18 protein-coding genes are annotated in these 20,595 nt (G+C 74.4%); 12 read left to right on the top strand and 6 right to left on the bottom strand.

Going from position 1 to position 20,595, the window contains the following annotated elements; genetic code table 11:
• Positions 1-90: 90 nt before the first annotated feature.
• From AB0K07_RS14385 to fxsA, 3 genes are read right to left on the bottom strand one after another with little or no spacing between them, the layout of a single operon-like run.
• The gene (locus AB0K07_RS14385; RefSeq protein WP_363755058.1) at positions 91-1,782 is read right to left on the bottom strand and encodes an HEXXH motif-containing putative peptide modification protein; all 1,692 of its coding nucleotides are present in this window, start codon (positions 1,780-1,782) and stop codon (positions 91-93) included.
• A gap of 3 nt (positions 1,783-1,785) precedes the next feature.
• Complete coding sequence (locus AB0K07_RS14390) at positions 1,786-3,015, bottom strand: FxsB family cyclophane-forming radical SAM/SPASM peptide maturase (protein ID WP_363755060.1); 1,230 nt, start codon at positions 3,013-3,015, stop codon at positions 1,786-1,788.
• A 2-nt stretch (positions 3,016-3,017) separates the two neighbouring features.
• Positions 3,018-3,209, bottom strand: coding sequence for an FxSxx-COOH cyclophane-containing RiPP peptide (gene fxsA, locus AB0K07_RS14395; protein WP_363755062.1), 192 nt, complete (start codon positions 3,207-3,209; stop codon positions 3,018-3,020).
• 282 nt (positions 3,210-3,491) lie between these two features.
• Here fxsA and AB0K07_RS14400 point away from each other — a divergent pair, with 282 nt between their 5' ends.
• Both AB0K07_RS14400 and AB0K07_RS14405 read left to right on the top strand, forming a co-directional pair.
• Complete coding sequence (locus AB0K07_RS14400; protein ID WP_363755064.1) at positions 3,492-3,848, top strand: YciI family protein; 357 nt, start codon at positions 3,492-3,494, stop codon at positions 3,846-3,848.
• A gap of 2 nt (positions 3,849-3,850) precedes the next feature.
• The gene (locus AB0K07_RS14405; protein ID WP_363755066.1) at positions 3,851-5,059 is read left to right on the top strand and encodes a sigma-70 family RNA polymerase sigma factor; all 1,209 of its coding nucleotides are present in this window, start codon (positions 3,851-3,853) and stop codon (positions 5,057-5,059) included.
• A gap of 7 nt (positions 5,060-5,066) precedes the next feature.
• Here the strand turns inward: AB0K07_RS14405 and AB0K07_RS14410 are convergent, their stop codons facing one another.
• Together AB0K07_RS14410 and AB0K07_RS14415 are read right to left on the bottom strand one after the other, a co-directional pair.
• Positions 5,067-6,851 (bottom strand): N-acetylglutaminylglutamine amidotransferase, encoded by a 1,785-nt coding sequence (locus AB0K07_RS14410; RefSeq protein WP_363755068.1) that lies wholly within the window; start codon positions 6,849-6,851, stop codon positions 5,067-5,069.
• A 166-nt stretch (positions 6,852-7,017) separates the two neighbouring features.
• Positions 7,018-7,446: a MarR family winged helix-turn-helix transcriptional regulator gene (locus tag AB0K07_RS14415; RefSeq protein ID WP_363755070.1), complete on the bottom strand. Its 429-nt coding sequence runs from the start codon at positions 7,444-7,446 to the stop codon at positions 7,018-7,020.
• A gap of 82 nt (positions 7,447-7,528) precedes the next feature.
• Here AB0K07_RS14415 and AB0K07_RS14420 point away from each other — a divergent pair, with 82 nt between their 5' ends.
• Positions 7,529-9,322, top strand: coding sequence for an ABC transporter ATP-binding protein (locus tag AB0K07_RS14420; RefSeq protein WP_363755072.1), 1,794 nt, complete (start codon positions 7,529-7,531; stop codon positions 9,320-9,322).
• A gap of 185 nt (positions 9,323-9,507) precedes the next feature.
• On the top strand, positions 9,508-12,573 hold the full coding sequence (locus tag AB0K07_RS14425; protein WP_363755074.1) for an NACHT domain-containing protein: 3,066 nt from the start codon (positions 9,508-9,510) through the stop codon (positions 12,571-12,573).
• Positions 12,574-12,694: 121 nt separating this feature from the next.
• Here the strand turns inward: AB0K07_RS14425 and AB0K07_RS14430 are convergent, their stop codons facing one another.
• Entirely contained in the window at positions 12,695-13,543 is an 849-nt protein-coding gene (locus AB0K07_RS14430; protein WP_363755076.1) for a hypothetical protein, read from the bottom strand.
• Positions 13,544-13,723: 180 nt separating this feature from the next.
• Here AB0K07_RS14430 and mptB point away from each other — a divergent pair, with 180 nt between their 5' ends.
• The 8 genes from mptB to AB0K07_RS14470 all read left to right on the top strand — a co-directional run bounded on the left by mptB (position 13,724) and on the right by AB0K07_RS14470 (position 20,593).
• Positions 13,724-15,184, top strand: a complete 1,461-nt coding sequence (mptB, locus tag AB0K07_RS14435; protein ID WP_363755078.1) for a polyprenol phosphomannose-dependent alpha 1,6 mannosyltransferase MptB — start codon at positions 13,724-13,726, stop codon at positions 15,182-15,184.
• Entirely contained in the window at positions 15,181-16,446 is a 1,266-nt protein-coding gene (locus AB0K07_RS14440; protein WP_363755080.1) for a glycosyltransferase 87 family protein, read from the top strand. The genes mptB and AB0K07_RS14440 overlap by 4 nt, the downstream gene beginning before the upstream one ends.
• 59 nt (positions 16,447-16,505) lie before the next feature.
• Entirely contained in the window at positions 16,506-16,955 is a 450-nt protein-coding gene (locus AB0K07_RS14445; protein ID WP_363755082.1) for a ribonuclease domain-containing protein, read from the top strand.
• Positions 16,956-17,029: 74 nt separating this feature from the next.
• Positions 17,030-17,395: a barstar family protein gene (locus AB0K07_RS14450; RefSeq protein WP_363755084.1), complete on the top strand. Its 366-nt coding sequence runs from the start codon at positions 17,030-17,032 to the stop codon at positions 17,393-17,395.
• A 306-nt stretch (positions 17,396-17,701) separates the two neighbouring features.
• Positions 17,702-18,643 (top strand): hypothetical protein, encoded by a 942-nt coding sequence (locus AB0K07_RS14455; protein WP_363755086.1) that lies wholly within the window; start codon positions 17,702-17,704, stop codon positions 18,641-18,643.
• A 46-nt stretch (positions 18,644-18,689) separates the two neighbouring features.
• Positions 18,690-19,859 (top strand): hypothetical protein, encoded by a 1,170-nt coding sequence (locus tag AB0K07_RS14460; protein ID WP_363755088.1) that lies wholly within the window; start codon positions 18,690-18,692, stop codon positions 19,857-19,859.
• Between the two features lie 16 nt (positions 19,860-19,875).
• Positions 19,876-20,304 (top strand): hypothetical protein, encoded by a 429-nt coding sequence (locus AB0K07_RS14465; protein WP_363755090.1) that lies wholly within the window; start codon positions 19,876-19,878, stop codon positions 20,302-20,304.
• 34 nt (positions 20,305-20,338) lie between these two features.
• Positions 20,339-20,593, top strand: a complete 255-nt coding sequence (locus AB0K07_RS14470) for a hypothetical protein (protein ID WP_363755092.1) — start codon at positions 20,339-20,341, stop codon at positions 20,591-20,593.
• Positions 20,594-20,595: the final 2 nt, after the last annotated feature.

Below are 20,595 nucleotides of genomic sequence, written 5' to 3' on the forward strand. Positions count from 1 at the left end.
GGCGGCTGCCGAGGTCCTACGGTTCGGCTTCGTCGTACGAATTCAGCACCGTCGTGCCGGTGCCCGAGCAGCCCGTCGCCGTGCACGCGATCACCCGTGAGCAGTACCGGGCCCGTCGTCGCCGCTGACGGATCGGGGCGCACGCGCTGACGGGGTGTCAAGGCACCACGCCGCCACCGCCAGCAGGTCGGCGTCGGGCAGCGCCCGGTGGACCGCGCGAACCAGGTCCGGGCGGGTCGCCAGGGCACGGGCCGCGGCCGGATGTCCGGTGCGCGCGGCGGCGAGCGCCAGACCCACCCACGCGTCGGTGTCCTCGGGATCGCCGCCCAGTCGTCGCCGGTACCCCTCCAACGCCCGTACCGGATCGCCGCCCGCGTAGGCCCGGTCGGCCCGGTCCATCGTGGATGGCTCGGTGCCGGCGTCCAGCAGCCGCCGGCGTACCGCCGACTCCGGGCCGGTGTCGGTCGGAAGCGCCGGGGTGGCCGGGCCCGGCGTGACCGTCGGCGGCGGTCCGTCGTCCGGGCGCGGCTCGTCGCGCCGCCAGGCCCGCACCGCCCGGTCGACCTCGTCCGGGTGGGCGCTCAGGTTGGCCAGGCCCCAGCGCACCGCACCGCCGTCGGCCACGTCCCGCACCGCCGCCTCAATCTGCTCGTCCACCGGGTCGCGCCAGCCGCGCAGCGTGGCGGTCATGCCGGCCAGGAAGCTCCGCCCGGCGTCCGTCAGCTCGGACGCGCCGGCGAGCTGACGGGCCGCGCGGGCGGTCTGCTCCCGCCAGTACGCGTACTCGAAGGCGGCGCCGACGCCCTCCGCCCGCCGGCAGCGCCACACCTCGGCCACCCCCAGGTGCGCGTACGCGCCCTGGAGCAGGGCGCTGGCGGGGCGCGGGTCGAGCCGCCACGGCGCCCGGTAGCGCGCCGGCCCGGGGTGGTGCAGCGGCACCAGGTCCAGCAGCGCACCCAGTTTCGTGTGCTGCAGCTCGTGCACCAGCAGCAGCGCGAGGGTCTTCGGCTCGGCCGGCACGGAGAGCGCGATGGCGCCCAGCGCGTCCCGGCTGGTCGCGCTCACCGCGTGCCCGGACGGCGGTGGCCGCAGCGGGACCAGCGAGCGCAGCAGCCCGGCCAGCCCGTCGGCGTGCGCGGGCAGGTGGGCGTGCAGCCAGCGCCACGCCCGCCCGGTGAGGCGGTCCAGGTCGGCGGCGGCGTCGTCGGCGAGCCGGGGTGCGGGCGGATGGTGGTAGCGGCGCCGCCACGGGTCCTGGTCGTCGATGGTCACCTCGACGCCGGCGGCCGGGGTCATCCGCCGCACCGGCAGCCAGCGCACCGGCCCGTCCCGCTGGATGATCCGTGCCGTGCCGTGCCGTGCGCTCACCACCGTCGGGCCGGGAGCCAGGCCGACCGCGCCGCCGAGGGTGGGCAGCAGCAGTGTGCCGTCCGGGCAGGGCAGCGTCAGCTCGAAGGCGAGACCCGCCCGGGTCGCGGCGGCCGCGGCGAGCGTGGCCAGGTAGCCGGGGTCGGTCGTCCGGCCGATGGCGGCGCGGGCCCAGCCGGTGAGCGGCGGGTGCGCCAGCACCCCGGCGACGGCCGCCGGGTCGGCCCGCTCGGCGCGGGTGAGCAGGTCCAGGCCGCGCCGGACCAGCGGGTCGTCGCCGTACGCGCGGGCGGCGGCGACGGTCAACAGCCTGCGCCGGCCCAACTGCCCGCCGCGCAGCACGTCGAGGGCGTCGGGGTCACCGTGCCCACCGGCCAGCCCGGCGAACTGTGCTCCGGACAGCGGCCCCGACACGGCTCACCGCCCCGCCGGCGCGGCTTGCCGGCGCAGCGCGTCCAGGTCGGCGGCGACCACCGACCGCACGTGCTGGATCAGCCGGAACAGGTCCGCACAGTAGACCGACGGGTGGGCGAAGCCGGCGCCGTCGCGGAAGCGGTGCGCGTACAGGCCGCCGCCGCACGCGCCGACGACCGGGCAGGCTCGGCAGGCCGGGGCGAGAGCCGCCGGCCCGGTCGGACGCCCGGCCAGCGACGGATGACGCAGCGCCTCGTCGAAGCTGTGTCGGAAGACGTCCAGCCCGGTACGCATCGCCGACGCGGTGGTGGTCTTGAGGGTGTCGGTGCCTTCGATGGTGCCGTCGGTCTCGATCGTCATGATGTCCGGCTCGGCGCCGCCCAGTGCCTGGGTGCCGCTGCGCCCGCCGAGCAGCAACGCGATGAGCGACTCGAACAGCCGGATCCCGGTGCGCCGGGGCGTCTCCCGGTACCAGGTGTCGAAGACGGCGATCAGCCAGTCCGCGTACGGGGTGGCGGGATCGCCGGGCCGGCGGCCGGGCGGGGGAGCGCTCCAGTTGCCGTGCGGCAGCAGCAGGTCCAGCCGGGGCGGGTCGAACTCCAGCAGGCTCCGGTAGACGGCGACCGGGTCGTTGGCCAGGTCGACGGTGCAGAGCAGGCCGGCGTAGCGGGCCCGGTGCTCGGGGCGGGCCAGCAGACGCAGCGCGGCGGCCACCTCGGTGAAGCTGCCCCGCCCGTCGGCGTGCCGACGGTGCCGGTCGTTGGCCGTCCGGTCGCCGTCCACGCTCACGCCGACGTCGATGCCGTGCGTGTGGCACAGCGCGAGCGCCGCCTCGTCCAGCAGCAACCCGTTGGTCTGCATCGCGACGTCGAGGGTGGTGGTGGCCGGCAGCGCGGCGCCCAGGGTGCGTACCGTCCGGTCGAGCAGGGCGACGCCGGCGAGCAGCGGCTCCCCGCCGTGCAGCACCACCCGGACCCGGTCGGTGCCGTGTCGGGCGACGTGCGCGGCCAGCCGGTCGGCCACCCGGGCCACGGTGCCGGGCGCCATGACCCGGGGCCGGTCCCGCCAGTCCTGGTCGGCGTGCCGGTAGACGTAGCAGTAGTCGCAGGCCAGGTTGCAGCGCGAATGCACCTTGAGCACCAACTGGCGTACCCGGGGCGCCGTCGAGGTGTCGGGTGGTACGCCAGCGGCCGGGCGGCGTCGGGCGGCCGACGGCGGGGCGTCGGCCGACACGGTCAGAAGCTCGATTCGAACGCCGACACGTCGCCGGGCCTGCCCGGCTCGCCCTCGGCGACCAGTGCTCCCAGCACGTGGGCCAGCACAGTGTCACCGGCGCCGGCCAGCAGGTCCGCCAGCGGCACGTCGCCGAGCTGCACCAGAGCGGTGCCCGCGGTCGCGGGCGTGGGCGGTTGGGCGTGCTCAGCCACCGTGGACCGCCCCACGGTCGTACACCGGCACCTGCGTCACCGCTGCGCTCACTCCGCCTTTCTACACCATCCCGCCCGGCCCGGGAGGGCGCGACACCGCAGCTCGCACACGCTGGCAACCGTGCCGTCACCTGGCGTACCACCGCACCGCCCGGCGGCCGTCCCGCGGCCTCGGCCGGCCCGACATCGAATCTTTCCGGGCGGTCTGTCGATCCCGGCGGTGGCCGTTCGTGTGAAGGATGAGAGGCCGGCGACGGGCCGGCCGCCCCGCGAGGAGGAACGATGACCCTCTACCTGCTCAGCATGCATCAGCCGCAGGGTGAGCTGCCGCCGGAGCCCGAGTTCCTGGCCGGGGTGATGCGCCAGCTCGGCGAGTTCCGTGACGAGCTGACGGCCACCGGGTCGTGGGTCTTCGGGCAGGGCCTGCACGGCCCGGAGTCCGCCACCGTGCTGCGCCCCCGCGACGGCGAGGTGCTCGTCACCGACGGGCCGTTCGTCGAGGGCAAGGAGTACCTGGGCGGCATCACCATCATCGACGTGCCGGACCTGGACGCCGCCCTGGACTGGGGCCGGCGCTACGCGCTGGCCACCACCCTCCCGATCGAGGTCCGCCCGTTCCAGGGTGGGGCCGGCGACTGACCGTGCAGGACGTGGAGGCGGTGTTCCGCGCGGAGTACGGCCGCGCGGTCGCCGTCCTGGTCCGCCTCCTCGGCGACATCGACCTCGCCGAGGAGGCCGTCCAGGACGCCTTCGCCATCGCGCTACGACGGTGGCCGCGGACCGGTCCGCCACCCAGCCCCGCCGGCTGGATCATCACCACAGCCCGGAACCGGGCCATCGACCGGCTGCGCCGGGAAGCGTCCCGGGCCGACCGGCACGCCCAGGCGGCCCTGCTGTACGCCGCCGACCCACCCGCCGAGGAGGCGCCGGTGCGCGACGACCGGCTACGTCTGATCTTCACCTGCTGCCACCCGGCGCTCGCCCCGGCCGCCCGGGTCGCGCTCACGCTGCGCCTGCTCGGCGGGCTGAGCACCGCCGAGATCGCCCGCGCCTTCCTGGTGCCCGAGCCGACGATGGCGCAGCGGCTCGTCCGGGCCAAGTCGAAGATCCGCAACGCGCGGATCCCGTACCGGGTGCCGCGCGACGCCGACCTGCCCGACCGGCTGCACACCGTGCTCGCGGTCCTCTACCTGATCTTCAACGAGGGGTACACGGCGAGCGCCGGGCAGCGACTGGTCCGCGCCGAGCTGTGCACCGAGGCGGTCCGGTTGGCCCGGCTGCTGGTCGAGCTGATGCCGGACGAGCCGGAGGCGCTGGGCCTGCTCGCACTGATGCTGCTCACCGAGTCCCGCCGGGACGCGCGGACCACCGCCGACGGCGACCTCGTTCCGCTGCCCCGGCAGGACCGGGGTCGCTGGGACGCCGCGCTGGTCGCCGAGGGACAGGCGCTGGTCCGCCGCTGCCTGCGCCGCGACCGGCCGGGGCCGTACCAGATCCAGGCCGCGATCGCCGCCGTGCACGGCGCCGCGGCGCGCGCCGCCGACACCGACTGGGATCAGATCCTCCAGCTGTACGACCAGCTGCTGGCGGTCGCCCCCGGGCCGGTGGTGGCGCTGAACCGGGCCGTCGCGCTGGCCGAGGTGGCCGGGCCGGCGGTGGCGCTGGCCGAGGTGGACCGCCTCGACCTGGACGGCTACCACGTGCGGCACGCCGTCCGCGCCGACCTGCTGGCCCGGCTCGGCCGGAGCGGGGAGGCCGCCGCCGCGTACCGGACGGCCGCCGCACTGACCGGCAACGCGGCCGAGCAGGCCTTCCTCGCCGGGCGGGCGGCGGCCGTGGCATCGGACTGACCGTGGCTCAGCGGATGTCGTGCGTCTGGAGCCAGAGTTCCAGCAGCCCGAGCTGCCACAGCTTGTTGCTGCCGGCCGCCGCCTCCGCCCGGTCCGGCTCGGCGATCAACCGCGCCACGTACTCCGAGCGGAACAGCCCCCGCTCCCGCGCGACCGGCGCCTGCAACGCCTCGGCGACCAGCTCGCGCACCGGCCCGTCCACGTTGCGCAGCGCCGGCACCGGGAAGTAGCCCTTCGGCCGGTCGATGACCTCGGCCGGCAGGACCTCCCGGGCGACCTCCTTCAGCACGCCCTTGCCACCCCGGGCCACCTTGTGCTCCGGCGGGCAGCGCGCGGCCACGGTGACCAGGTCCTGGTCGAGGAAGGGGGTGCGCACCTCAAGGCCCCACGCCATGCTCATGTTGTCCACCCGCTTGACCGGGTCGTCGGGCAGCATCAGGTGGGTGTCCAGGCGCAGGACCGCGTCCAGCGCGGTCTGCGCACCGGGTGCGGCGAGGTGTTCGGTCAGTAGGTCGCGGCTGGCGTCGTGGTCCAGCGCGTACGCCGGGCCGACGATCCGGCGCAGCTCGTCGTGGTCGCGGTCGAAGAAGGCGGCGGCGAACGTCTCGGCGGCGCCGTGCCGGGGCGCCCCGGTCAGTGGCTGGTGGTAGCCGTAGCCGGCGAACACCTCGTCGGCGCCCTGCCCGGACTGGGCCACCTTCACCTGCTGGGCCACCTGCTCGGAGAGCAGGTGGAAGGCGACGACATCGTGGCTGCCCATCGGCTCGGCCATCGCCTCGACGGCGCGCCGCACGGCGGGCACCAGGTCGTCGTTGGACAGCCGGATCCGGTCGTGGTCGGTGTCGTACGCGCGGGCCACCAGGTCGGAGTAGTGGAACTCGTCGCCGGACTCGCCGCCGCGGCTGTCGAAGCCGATGCTGAACGTGCGCAGGTGCCGCTGGCCGGCCTCGGCGAGCAGCGCCACGATGAGGCTGGAGTCCAGCCCGCCCGACAGCAGCACCCCGACCGGTACGTCGGCGACCAGCCGCCGGCGTACCGCCGTGCGCAGCGCGTCGCCGATGGCGGCCCGCCAGTCGGCGGCGTCCATCCCGGCGTCGGCCGGTTCCCGCACGTAGTCGGGACGCCAGTACGCCTCGTCGCGGCTGCGCCCGTCCGCCTCGATCACCCGCAGCGTGGCCGGGGGCAGCTTGCGTACGCCGCGCAGCACCGTCCGCGGCGCCGGGACGATGGAGTGCCAGGACAGGTAGTGGTGCAGCGCCACCGGGTCGATGGCGGTGTCCACGTCCCCGGCGCCCAGCAGCGCCGGCAGGGTGGAGGCGAACCGCAGCCGCCCGGGGCTCTCGGCGAGGTAGAGCGGTTTGATGCCGAGCCGGTCGCGGGCCAGCACCAGCCGCCGTCGTGCCCGGTCGACCAGCCCGATCGCGAACATGCCGACCAGGTGGTCGACGAAGCGCTCACCCCAGTGCGCGTACGCCACCAGGATCACCTCGGTGTCGCTGGTGGAGTGGAACGCGTACCCGGCGTGGGTGAGTTCCTCGCGCAGCTGGGGGTAGTTGTAGATGCAGCCGTTGAAGACCAGCGCCAGGCCCAGGTCCTCGCGCACCATCGGCTGGCCGCCCGCGTCGGACAGGTCGATGATGGTCAGCCGGCGGTGCCCCAGAATCACCCAGTCGTCGGTGAACAGCCCCTCGCCGTCCGGGCCGCGCGACCGCATCGCCTCGGTCATCCGGGTGACCGCCGCCGCGTCGGGCTGCCTGCCGTCGAATCGGGCCTCTCCGCTGATCCCGCACATCAGGCGGGGTGGTGAGTCAGATGGGACACCAGCGGCACGGACATCCTCCTGTCACCTCACCCGGCCGTGTCGTGGCCGGTCCCGCCGACCGGACGGGGGCGGCTGGCTACCCGGGCGCGGGGTGGGCAAACCCGGTCACCGCCGCCCAGGGTGCCGTCCGTGCGGCTCAGCCGCGAAGGGTGCGCAGGATGCGGGCGAGCTGGTCGCGGTCGGCGTCGTCCAGGTGGCCGAAGAAGCGGTCGGCCTCGGCGCGGCGGGCGGCCCGGATGGCGGCGCTGACCCGGTTGCCCTCCTCGGTGAGCGCGACCAGGGTCGCCCGCCGGTCGGCCGGGTCGGGCCGGCGTTCGACGAGCCCCCGGGCCTGGAGGTCGTCGATGACCTCGGTGGCCGAGCGGGGCGCGATGCGCAGGTGCTCGGCGATGGCGCCGGGGCGCAGCTCACCGTGCCGGGCCAGCACCCCGAGCGCCCGGGACTGGCTGGGGGTGACGTCCCACGGCGCCAACGACTCCCGCGCCTGCCGGCGCAGCCGCCCGGCCACCGCCCAGAACGTCTCCGCCAGGCTCTCGTCGTCGCCGTCCGCCGTGCGCTCCGTCACGGGGAATACGGTAGCAGGGGATGCGGTTGCTACCTCATGATGAGGTAACCTCAGCAATGCCGTCGACGAGAGGCAGTGCCCCTTGGAACCCACCCCCACCGGCCGCGACCGCGGCCACCGCACCGTCAGCGCCGACGAGAAGGCGCAGGCCCGCCAGGTGTCGCTGCGCCGCATCGGCCGGCTCTTCACCGCCCACCGGCCCGCCCTGGCCGCCGTGACCGCGATCATCGTGGCCTCCTCGATCATCGCGATGGCCACCCCGTTCCTGCTGCGCGCCGTCATCGACCGGGCCCTGCCGCAGGGCGACGTGACCCTGCTGGTCTGGCTGGTCCTCGGCATGGTCGCCGTGGCCGCGGTGACCGCCGCCCTCGGCGTCGTCCAGACCTGGATCTCCACCCAGGTCGGGCAGCAGGTCATGCACCGGCTGCGCACCGACGTCTTCAGCCACCTCCAGCGGCAGTCACTGGGCTTCTTCACCCGGACCCGCACCGGCGAGGTGCAGTCCCGCATCACCAACGACATCGGCGGCATGCAGTCGGTGGTCACCTCCACCGCCACCGCCGTCGCGGCCAACCTCACCACCGTGGTCGCCACCGCGGTCGCCATGATGGCGCTGTCCTGGCAGCTCTCCCTGGTCTCGCTGGTGGTGCTGCCGCCGGCGATCTGGCTGACCCGCCGGGTCGCCCGGATGCGCCGGGAGATCACCGCCCAGCGCCAGCGCGAACTCGCCGACCTCAACGTCACCGTCGAGGAGGGGCTGTCGGTCAGCGGCGTGCAACTGGCCAAGACCCTCGGCACCGGGCCCGCGCTGATCGACCGGTTCGCCGCCTCGTCGGCCCGCCTGGTCGACCTGGAGCTGCGCAGCGAGCTGGCCGGCCGCTGGCGGATGGCCTCGATGAGCATCATCTTCGCCGCCGTACCGGCCGTCATCTACCTCGCCGCTGGCCTGCCCGGCACCGCCGGCACGCTGAGCATCGGCACACTGGTCGCCTTCACCGCGTTGCAGGGCGGGCTGTTCCGGCCACTGATGGGCCTGCTCAACGTGGGCGTGTCGCTGACCGCCTCGCTGGCGCTGTTCGCCCGGATCTTCGAATACCTCGACCTGCCGGTCGACGTGGCCGACCCCGCCGAGCCGGTCCGCCTGGACCCCGCCCGGGTCCGCGGGCACCTGCGCCTGGAGGACGTCACGTTCGGCTACCCGGGCAGCGACACCGCCGCGCTCGCCGGGATCACCCTGGACGTGCCCGCCGGCACCAGCCTCGCCCTGGTCGGCGAGACCGGCTCCGGCAAGAGCACCCTCGCCGGGCTGGTCAGCCGGCTGCACGACCCGACCGCCGGCCGGGTCACCGTCGACGGCGTCGACCTGCGTGACCTGCGCCTGGCCGACCTGGCCGCGATCGTCGGCGTGGTCAGCCAGGAGACGTACCTGCTGCACACCACCGTCCGGGAGAACCTGCGCTACGCCCGGCCGGACGCCACCGACGCCGAGATCGAGGACGCCGCCCGCGCCGCCCAGATCCACGACCTGATCGCCGGCCTCCCCGACGGGTACGACACCGTGGTCGGCTCGCGCGGCCACCGGTTCTCCGGCGGGGAGAAGCAGCGGCTGGCCATCGCCCGCACCCTGCTGCGCGACCCGCGCATCCTGGTCCTCGACGAGGCCACCAGCGCGCTGGACACCGAGACCGAGCGCGCCGTGCAGCGGGCGTTCGACGTGCTCGCCGAGGGGCGCACCACGATCACCATCGCGCACCGGCTCTCCACCGTCCGCGACGCCGACCAGATCGCGGTGCTCGATCACGGCCGGATCGTCGAGGCCGGCACCCACGACAGCCTGCTGCACCGCAACGGCCGCTACGCCACCCTGGCCGCCTGACGCACAACCGTCTCGAAACCGTCGCCAAAACCGTCTCGTCATTCCGCGTCCAGGTGGCGGTAGACGGTGGCCCGCGAGACGCCCAGGGTGGCGGCGATGGCGTCCACCGAAGCTGACCGGCCGCGACCGCCACCGCCGACGCCGGCGGGGTGTCCCCGCGCACAGCAGTGGATCACAATGATGCGGTGCGGCGTCCGATGTGGAAGTGGGGCCTGCTGACCGTCGTCGCCGCACTGGCGGCAGGCGGGACAGGCTGGGTATGGCTGCGCTACGACTTCGAGAAGGTCAACTGGGCCTGGGGCGTCATCGCCGGGTTCGTCGCCGTCTACGTCGTCCTGGACCAGGTCTTCACCAACCGACCGGCGGCGTCCACGGCGCTCGTCACGCACCGACGTGCTGTTGCTGACCAGCTCGCCGACCTGGTTCGCCGCGACCCCAGCGACGACACGGTGCTCCGCGCCGTTGACGAGCCGTACCCGCTGCCCGTGCGCTGGTCTACCGCGCCGGCCCGCCTGTTGCCGTCCTGGCGGGCGATCGGTCGCTCCAGCGCTGCGGCCCCGGTGGACCTGTCCGGCCGCGACGGCGCGCTCTGGACCCGATACCGCAGCATCCCGTCTGGGCGACTTCTCCTGCTCGGCTCCGCCGGTTCCGGAAAATCGATCGCCGCCCTGCGGATGGCCCGGGAGCTGCCGGCGCACCGCGAGCCCGACACGCCCGTCCCGGTGCCGCTACCGGTGGCCTCATGGGACCCCAACCGGGAGGGCTTCACCGACTGGGTGGTCAACCGGATCGCCCGGCGGTACCCGCAGCTCGCCGCCGAGCACCCCCACCCGGAGGCGGTGCTGCGCGACCTCGTCGAGGCGAGCCTGGTGGTGCCCGTCCTGGACGGCCTCGACGAGATGCCCGAGCAGCGGTTGATCTCCTGCCTGGAGCAGCTGAACGTCCTGGCCACCCAGCGGTTCGTGCTCACCTGCCGATCTTCGGTGTACGAGCGCTACCTCACCCAGGGGCAGAAGCTGCGCGGCACCGCCGTCGTGGTGCTGGAACCGCTGAGCGCCGCCGAGGTGGCCGACTATCTGGTCGACGCGGCCCCGTACCACCAGGCAGAGAACTGGTCCACCGTCGCCGCCACCATCGGGGACGACACTGAACTGACCGGCGTACTGTCCACACCGCTGATGGTGGCGATGGCCCGCAGCGCCTTCGACCAGCCCGGCACCGACCCGCGCGACCTCGTCCCGCTGGCCCGGGAACAGGGTCGCCGGTCGGTGGAGGACGACCTGCTGACCCGGGCAGTCGACGCCGCGCTGCGCTCCGGGCGGGGTGGCCAAGGGCTGCGCCGGTGGGAGCCGGACACGTCCCGGCGATACCTCGCCTTCCTCGCCGCACACCTGGAATCACTCGACCAGCGCGAGTTCCGCTGGTGGCAGCTGCCCGCCGCGCTGCCCGGTCCGTTCTGGGCGATCTTCGACGGCCTGCGCGGCGGGTTGGCCGTCTGGGTGGCACTCTCGTACGCGCACGACGCGCTCACCGAGACCGCCGCGCTCGTCAGCGACACCGGCACCCGCCACCTGCTGAACACGATCGCCCGCAATCCCGGCGGCCTCGCCGTCGCGGCCTTCCTGCTGGCCGCGTGCGCCGCGCTGCTGCGCGGTCGCACGGCGCCGGACACTCCCCGTCGCGTGCTGTTCGTCGGCGGCCGGCGAGCTTTGGGGTACGGGCTGATCGCCGGCCTGGTCGGGGGCGCGTTCTGGGCGTTCGCGACCCTGACCCTGCTGTCGACCGTCACCCCGTCGCCGGAGCTGGTGCGGTTGCTGGACGGGGTGCCGGGCCTGCCGGCGTGGTCCGACCCGGTGCGCGGCGCGGTGGTGGTCGGTCTCCTCTTCTGGACGTACAGCGCCGTCACGGCCGGCCTGCGGGTCGACGTCGCCGCTCCCGCCGCCGAACTGGGTGCCACCAGCGCGGCGGAGACCGTCGACGCGGACCGTGCGGCGAGCGTCGCGTCGGCTCTCACCACCGTCGCCACCGCGGTCCTGCGCCTGCTCGTCGCCGTGGCGGTGCTCCGGTTGGGCGGGCTGCTGCCGGCCGCGCCGCCGATGACGTCGTTGGCGTACGCCGGGATGGGTCTGGGGCTGGCATGGTGGCTGCACCGGCGCGGCGGTGCCGCCTGGATCCGGTTCACGGTGGGGAAGGCTGTGCTCGCCGCCAGAGGACACATCCCCTTCCAGCTGCTGGCGTTCCTGGCCTACGCGGAGTCGGTCGGCCTGCTGCGACACGGCGCCGGCGCGTACCGGTTCCGGCACGGCCGCCTGCAGAGCCGGCTGGCCGCCGGCTCGGTGACCGGGCGGCGGGGCAGCCGACTGCGCGAGGAGTTCGGCATCGAGCTGGCCCGGGCCGGCTACTGGACCGAGGCGCTGGGTGCCTTCGCCGCCGTCGTCCGGGCCAGGGCGGAGAGCATCGGGTCGGTCGACCGCCTGACCGTGGCGGCGCTCCGCAAGGCCCTGCTGGCCGGGGCCGCCGCCGGGCAGTGGAGCCGGCTCGCGGACTTGCTGGCGCTGATGCCCGCACCGACCACACCCGGCACCACCACGCCGGTGTCCGCGCAGCGCGAGCGGATCGCCGGGTTGCTCACCGCCGACGCGCCGCTTCCTGAGCTGCGGGCCGCCGCCGAAGAGCTGCGCCGCCGGGAGGACGACGGCACGCGAACGGATTCCGGCATCGACGAGTTCCTGGCGGCCCTGCACTGCGCCGAAGGCGACACCGACGCGGCGCGGGCACTGCTGGGCCGGTTGCTCGCCACCGGCAGCGCAGGCGACGGCGCCGGCCGATCCGCGCCGCTGGCGGCCGGGCTGCTGGCCCGCCTGCTCCTCGACGACGGCGACGCCGAGGCCGCACTCGCCGTCTGCCACCACGAGCTGTTGCTCACCGACCAGGCTCCCGACCGGGCCGACCTTCTGCTGCTGCAGACGTGGAGCTGGTCGGTCCAGGTCCTGCGCCGCGTGACCGACGAGCAGGGCGAGGTGCTGCGCCGGGCCCGTGCCGCGCTCGCCGAGCAACGAGGCCGGCGTTTCGCGCTGACCCGACGGGAGCTGGCGGAGATCGGGCTGCAGGTGTGCCATGCGACCGTCGGGCATGCCACGCTCGGACCGCTCGCGGTGGCGGCCAGCCGGCGACTGGTCGGCGTCCTGGCCAACCCCGAGATCGTGGTACGGACCACCCGGCGCAGCGCACCGATGTGGCACGCCGGCTAGAGGTGGGGCTTCCCCGGGGCTGGCAGCCTCGCGGCGTGGTCGCCGTCCGCAGCGTTCACGCTTGATCACTTGATGGTGAGTAGTCAGCAGAGCCCGCACCGAACTACCCATCATCAAGTGATCATGAAGGGGATGAGTCAGGGGCCGGGCGGGTCTGTTGGGGTGGGATGGAGGGGGAGGGGGAGGGGGCCGGGTCGGTGGGGTGTTCGGGGTTGTGGCTGAGGAGTTCGTTGATCCAGCGGGCCGCGTCCTGCTGGGCGGTGAGCATGTGGTCGCGGGCGTCGGTGATGTCCTGGTCAGCTGTCTCGTCGACGTGTTCGTTCAGGATCGCCGTCCACCGACGGCTCAGCTCCTCGGCGTACCTGGCCTGCCGGAGCTGCTCGTCGAACTGGTACTCCAGCTTGACCAGCCGGTCGATGTGCGGCTTGAGCGCCGGCAGGATCCGCTCGTCGAGCCGGACGGCGGCGTCGGGTCGGCAGGTGATGACGACCTCGCCCCGCCTGTAGCGCCAGACGGGGTAGTCGGCGAGCGCCCGCTGCAACGCCACCTCCAGGTCCGCTGCCCGGTTCGGCGGCAGGTTCCGGGCGGCGTCGGCGGCGAGACGGGTCAGCCGCTGGATCGCGTTCGGCTCGAAGTACCGCACGTACCAGCTCAGCACCTCGGCCCGGAGGCTCGCCGGGGACGACCAGGCGAACGTGGCGCGGATGTAGAACGAGTACACGTACCCGCGGGCGGGAACCGCGATCAGCCGGGGCGCGTCGCGCTGCTCGACGAGCGGACCGGTCGGGGACGGGGCGGCGCCGCGCCCCACCGGCGCCTCATCCTGGAGCGCGGCGACCAGTCGATCCCAGGTGCGTGCCCACCAGCGCCAACCGCTGACGCTCGCGTTCCGGGTGTTGCTCAGCGCGCGGACGCCCCAGTGTCGCCACCGATCCGCGGGCTTCGGCCTCCCGTCGGGGGCGTCCGTCATGGCACCCCTCCATGGTCACGGAACCGCATGTCACGCTAACAACCGGTGACCGATCCGCCCGCCGCCACGCCGACGGGCGCCGTCACGGGCCGGGCCGCCGCGCCAGGGCGACACCGCGCCGTCGCTTGATGATCGTCGGCCGGTCGCGCGCCGGTCAGTCCGGAACGACATCCTGCCCGGGTGCGCACACTGCCGACCGTCGTCGGGTACCGGCTGCTCGGCGGCGTCGGTGCCGCGCTGCTGGCCGGTGCCGGCCTGGGCGCTGGCGCCCTTCCGGTCGGCGTGCACGCCGCCTGGTGGAGTGCGCTGCGGCAGCTCGCCGGGCCGGCGCTGCTCTGCGGGTACGCCGGCCTGACACTGCTCGCCGTCGCCTGGTGGTGGGCCGGCCAGCACCTGCGCGCCGCGCACGCGCCAGGGCGTGCGGCCGGCGAGCGCCTGCGTGCCGCACCCGCGTCCGCGCAGGCGTCGGGCCGGCGTTCCGCCGCGCTGACCCTGCTCTGCTGGGCCGGGCCGCTGCTGGTGGCGCCGCCGCTGTTCAGTCGGGACGCCTACAGCTACCTCGCCCAGGGCGCGATGGTGCTCGCCGACATCGACGTGTACCGGCACGGCGTGGCCCAGTTGGGCGGGGGACTGGCGGCCGAGGTGCCGCAGATGTGGCAGCAGACGCCCGCGCCGTACGGGCCGGTCTTTCTCTCGCTGGCGGCGGTGATCTCCGGCGCGACCGGCGGCAAGCTGGTGCTGGGCGTGCTCGGGCTGCGGCTGGTGGCGCTCGCCGGGGTGGCGCTGCTGGTGGCGTACCTGCCCCGGCTCGCGCGGCACTGCGGCGTGGATCCGGTCGCCGCGCTGTGGCTGGGAGTGCTCAACCCGCTCGTACCGCTGCACCTGATCGCCGGAGCGCACAACGAGGCGGTGATGCTGGGGCTGCTGGTGGCCGGGCTCAGCCTCGCCTTCGAGCGGCACTTCGGCGCGGCCACGGTGCTGGTGACGCTGGCCGCGCTGGTGAAGGTGCCGGCCGTGGTGGGCCTGCTGGTGATCGTCTCGCTCGCCGCGCGGCACCGCGCGCTGCCGGCCACGGTGGCCCGCACGGCCGGCGTCGCGGTGGGCACCGCCGCCGCGGTCACCTGGGCCACCGGCATCGGGTACGGCTGGATCGGCGCGCTCAGCACCCCGATGTACCGGCACAGCTGGTCGATTTCCAGCGCCCTGGGTCGGTTGGCGTTGCGCGCGGCCGGGCGGTTCGACCTGCACCTGGGCGACGCCCCGATGCGGCTCTGCCTCGGGCTGGGCGTGGCCGCCGCGCTGGCCGTGGCGGTCGCCGCCTGGTGGCACCGGCACCGGCTCGGCCCGGCGTACGCGCTGGGGCTGGTGCTGGTGGCCGTTGCGCTGCTCGGCCCGGCGACCCGTCCCTGGTACGCGCTGTGGGGTCTGGTGCTGATCGCCGCGGCGGCGCCGCACGGGCGGGCCCGGCCGGCGGCGGCGATGGGCGCCGTGGTGCTCGCGTTCGTGGCGCTGCCCAGCGGCTTCGGCCCGGACGCGGCGCAGGCGGTGCTGGCCGCGGCCGGGGTGCTGGTCGGGCTGCTCGCGGTCGGCTCGCTGCGTCTGCTGCTCCCGCCGGCCGCGCCCGTGGAGGTGGCCCGGTGAGCGCGACGCTGGACGCGCCCGAACCGTGGACGACGCGACGGACGACGCGGCGACGGGTGCTGACGGTGGCCGCGCTGGTCGCCGTGCTCTCGGTGGCGATCGCGGTGCTGCCCGGGCACCGGGGCTGGTTCGACGTCGGGGTGTACCACGGGGCGGTCGGGCACTGGGTGCGCGGTGAGGACCTCTACGAGTGGACGACCTGGAACGGGTACGGCTTCACCTACCCGCCGTTCGCCGCGGTCAGCATGCTGCCGATGGCCGCGCTGGCCTGGTACCCGACGATCGTGGCGAACCTGCTGCTCACCGCGCTGGCCATCGCGTTCCTGTTGCACCTGCTGGTGGACCCGCTGGCCCGGCGTCACGGTTGGAGCCGCTGGTACGCGTTCGCGCTGGCCTGCTGCCTGCTGGCCGGGCTGAACCCGGTGCGCGACACGGTGAGCTTCGGGCAGGTCAACCTGCTGCTGGTGGCCCTGGTGTACCTGGACCTGTGGCTGCTGGAGCGGGGCAGCCGGCTGGCCGGGGTGGGGATCGGCCTGGCGGCGGCGATCAAGCTGACCCCGGCGATCTTCATCGGATACCTGCTGGTCACCCGGCGCTGGCGGGCCGCCGGCACGGCTGTCGGCACCGCCGTCGGCGCCACCGTGCTCGCCGCGACGGTCGCCCCGGACGCCACCCGGACCTTCTTCACCGAGGCGCTGTGGGACACCGACCGGGTCGGCGAACTGGCGTACGTGTCGAACCAGTCGCTGCTCGGCCTGGTCGCCCGGCTCGACCCGGCGCACCCGGACCGGCGGCTGTGGCTGGTGCTGGTCGTCGCCGTCCTGGTGGTCTGGGCGGTGCGGGTACGTCACGCCGTACGGGTGGGCGACGAACGGGCCGGCTTCGCGTTGACCGGCGTCACCGCCTGCCTGGTCAGCCCGGTCACCTGGGTGCACCACCTGGTGTGGCTGGCGCCGGGGCTGGTGGTGCTCGCCGCGTCGACGCTGCCGTGGCCGACGGTGGACGCGGCGGCCCGCCGCCGGCTGCGCGCCGGTGTCGTCGGGTACGTGCTGCTCTGCAGCGGGCTGGTCTGGGTGTTCGCCAACGGCTCGGCCGGGGTGCCGGGCTTCGTCGGCGCCAACGCGTACCTGTGGGTCTGCGTCGGGATGCTCGTGCGGCTTCCGGTCCGTCAGGTCGGCGGGGAAGCGGATCATCCGGGGTTCACCGAGCATTGTGGATCAGTTGGGGCGGCGGGGGCTGTTGCGGGCGACCGGCAACGGTGAGACTAGAGCCGATCCGACAGAGACGCGGATCGATGGATCGGATGGTCTGGAGGCAGCCTGTGCCCACCCTCGTGTCCCCGCTGACCACGCTCGGCGCGATCCGCCGACGTGGCACCACCCTCGCCCTGCTCCTCGCCATGGTCGCCGCCGCGCTGGTCGGCCCGTCCGTGGTGGCCCCCCGGTTGACCGACTCCGCCTCGGCGGCGGTCTACAGCTCCTGCACCATCAGCCGCTGCGCGGACGCCCGCACCGCCCGCTCGGGGTGGTCGGCCAAGGGCTTCCCGACCACCCGCGGCTGGTACTCCTGGAGCGGCGGCACGTCCAACTTCGCCGGCGGCCGGTTCTACAACTACGAGGGGCAACTGCCCGCCAACGCCACCTACTACGAGTACGACGTGTACCCGCGCACCCAGGGCGCCGCCCGCGACGCGTACCGGATCGTGGTGAACCGCAGCACCGGGGTCACCTGGTTCTCGCCCAACCACTACACCGACTTCTACCGGCTCTGACCGACGCGGGGCCGGCCGGTCGCGACCGGCCGGCCCCGCCAGCGCCGTTGCCCGGCCCGATCAGGAGGCATGTGATGGTCGATCAGGATGGTGGTCCGACGCCCGACTGGTTGAGCGTCGGCCGGGATGTCGGCCTCGACGTGCCCGGCGCGGTGGTGCTGGACGGCGCGGCGACCCGGAGCAGGCCGGCGCTCTTCGCCGCGCTGGCCGATGCGCTGGCGCTGCCGGCCCACCTGGGCAGCACCTGGGACGCTCTCGCCGACGTGCTGCGCGACCGGTTGGACGCCGGCCCGCTCACCCTGCTGATCAACGACGCCGGCGAGTTGCTCGCCGACGAGCCGCCCGGCGAGTACGCCCTGCTGCTCGCGGTGCTCGGCAACCTCGCGACCGCCGCCCCGCATCCCCTCCGCGTCGTCCTGCGGGAAGCCTTGCCCGACTGACGGCCTGTCAGCCCGGGTCTGAAACCTGCCTTACGCGGAGTGACGGACACTCGGCCCAACATGTTCGGACGAGGGTGATGACTCTGAGGTATAAGAATGACTCTGAGGTATCACGCTCTCCAGCAACACTGCCGCCGACCCGCGCGCCGACCCGCGGACCCGCCGTGCGGGTGCTCAGTTCCCGACAGTCGGGCCCGCGTCCGGGCGCGGTGACGGTGGTGGTGACGGTCGCGTGACGCGCCCTTCGCGATCCTCGTGCCCAGCCGGGCAGGGTGCACCGGCGCGGGCAGCGGGGAGGCCGGGGCGGTGGACTTCGTCGACGGGGTGCTGGTGCGGTTGGCCGATCCGGGCACCCGCGCCGCGGTCTTCGACGACGCGTCGCTGGCCCACCTGGTGGAGGCCGCGTACGACACCGAGGCGATGCCGGTCACGCCCCCGTACGCGGCGGTCTTCGACGAGCTGACCCTCGGCTTCGCCGCCGCCCCGGTCACCCTGGCCGAGGGGGAGTGGCTGGGCTCCGGCGGCACCACCCGCACCGAGCTGCGGGTACGCCTGCACGGCCTCGGCGCTTCGGCGCTGCGCATCGACGCGCTCTGGCGGGGCAGCCTCGTGGTGCGGACCAGCGCGGCCCGGGACCGGGTCGAGGACCTCGACGTCGCGGTACCCGCCTTCGACGTCGACCCGCAGATCATCGCCGACCTGGGCGCGCTGCCGACCGACCCGGCGCAGCTGGAGACCGAGCGGCGGACCCGGCTGGTGTCCCGGTTGCGCGCCGGGCTGCACCAGCCGGCCGCGTTCACCGACGCGCACCTGGACCGGCTGCTCGCCGGCGTCGGCGCCGCGAACGCGGGTGACCTGGTGGCGCGGATGCGCGGGCAGGCCGCGGGCGCCACCGTCAAGCTGCGCTACGCCGCCCCGCCGGCCACCCCGCCCACGCCGCGCCCGCTCCCGTTCGCCGCCGCCGTGCTCATCCGCGACCGAGGCTTCTCCCTGGCCGACCTGCTCGTCGAGACCCGCCTGGTGCGGTCCCGCGCCGAGGAGCTGGGCCTGGACGTGCCCGCGCCCGACGACGTCCGGCGCCGCAACCGGGTCGTCGCCGTCTGGGTGGTCCCCATCGAGACGTTCGACGACGACGGCTGGCCCGGCGGCGACACCGGCACCGACGCGCAGAAGCGGGCCGCCCGCTTCGCCCGGGCCGGTCAGTGGCTCGCCCGCAGTGGCATCGGACTGGCCGCCCTGACGACCTGAGACTCCCGCCCACCGACCGCAGCAGCAACTCCGTCCGGGAGGACCCGTGGCACCGACAGCAGCATTCCCGTTCATCGAGGTCCGGATCGTGCCGCCACCGGCGCCGCTGGCCCAGCGCTCGCCGGGCGTCATCGCCGTGGTGGGCAAGGCCCCGGCGACCGCCGACGGTGGCTCGGCGCCGGCGAACACGCCGGTCCGGATCGAGACCCTCGACGACGCGGTCACCAACTTCGCCCGCCGGCAGGCCGGCAACGTGGTCCGCAACGCCCTCTACAACTCCCTGGAGCTGGCCTTCCTCCAGGACCCGCGCCCGGCCAAGGTGTACGGCGTCAAGGTCGCCGGGGACGACTACGCCGCCGCCCTCAGCGGCCTGGAAGCCGCCGACGACGTGACCATGGTGTCGCTGGCCAACGAGTCGAGCGTCGGCAACCCCGCCGGGGCGGGCGCGCCGACCGGCCTGCACGCGCTCAAGGCGCACGTGGAGACGATGTCCGCGGCCGGCCAGCGGCGCATCGGCTTCGCCATGGTCAACCCGGCCACCGAGAAGAGCCCGACCTACGTCGCCGACATCACCACCGCGGCAAACCCGCTCAAGAGCAGCACCAGCCGGATGGCGATGATCGCGGCCCGGGGCGCGGACGGCGACGCCGCCACCGCCGCGATGGCCGCCGTTGCCGGGCTGCCGGTGCACCACAGCATCGTGCTGAAGAAGATCCGTGGGGTGGCCATCCCGGTGGCCAAGCAGTACAGCCCGGCCGAGATCAAGGGCCTCTCCGAGGCCAACCTCACGCCGATCATCGACCCGACGCTGATCACCGGCGAGAGCCTGCACTTCGCCGACGGGCGGCTCTTCACCTCCGACGCGAGCCTGCTGCACGTCGACCTGGTGCGCACCCTCGACCAGATCGAGTTCATGCTCCGCGCCGGCCTGATCGGCCTCGTCGGCGACGCGCGGATCACCAAGCCGGGGATGACCCTGCTGAAGACGCAGGTCGACGGCATCCTCGGCCCGCTGAAGCGGCAGGCGGTGATCGACGACTACCAGATCGAGATCCCGGTGCTGGACATCCTCAGCATCCCGGAGGTCGCCCGCACCGCCACCGACACCTCGATCGTCACCGCCGCCCGGGCCGACCGCACCGTCGACCTGGTCGTCACCGTCACGTACGGCCCGGCCGTGAGCCGCCTGCTGGTCACGCTCGTGGCCAAGTTCTGACCGGAGGAACCAGACCATGGAGTGGAAGACCCGCCTCGCGGTGCAGTACACCAAGGGCACCGAGACGGTGCTGATCAGCCCGATCGACTCGTTCAGCCCGTCCTTCTCGCTCAACGTCGAGCCGCTGCACTCGTGCGAGGTCACGCACATGGGGGCCATCCACGCGCCGGTGTCGATGAACTTCACGATGACCGTCAAGGCGATCGGGGACGTCGCCGGCCGGCTCACCAAACTGGCGCTCGACGGTGAACTCTTCGACATCGCCCTGCTGGAGCACACCGGCGACGACTGGGCGTTCTCCTCCTTCGTGCTGCGGGACTGCCTGATCACCAGCGCGACGCCGACCACCGCCACCATCTCCGGCGCTCCGGCCGCGACCTTCAGCGGCTTCAGCCTCGCCGCCACCGTCGACCCGAAGACCGGCGACCCGTCCGTGCTGCCGTAACCGGCGGCCACCGAACCCCTCGCGGAGGTAGCAGATGGCGACCGGAGCTGGCCGTGCCGCCCGGGTCACCCGTACCGGGCTGGCCCTGGTGCACGCGGGTGAACTGGTGCTGCCGGCGGCCGGCAGCGAGGCGGAGGCCGAGCAGGTGGCCGAGGACGATCGCGCGGTCATCGCGTACCACTTCCCGGTGGAGATCGAGGTGGTCGCCGTCGGCGGCGCGGTCGACGCCGACGCGCTCGCTGACCTCGCGCTGGCCCGGCTCGCCGAGCACCTGGACGGGCGGTCCTGACG

It is taken from the genome of Micromonospora sp. NPDC049301 (genome assembly GCF_040678715.1).
In the GTDB taxonomy this organism is placed as follows: domain Bacteria; phylum Actinomycetota; class Actinomycetes; order Mycobacteriales; family Micromonosporaceae; genus Micromonospora.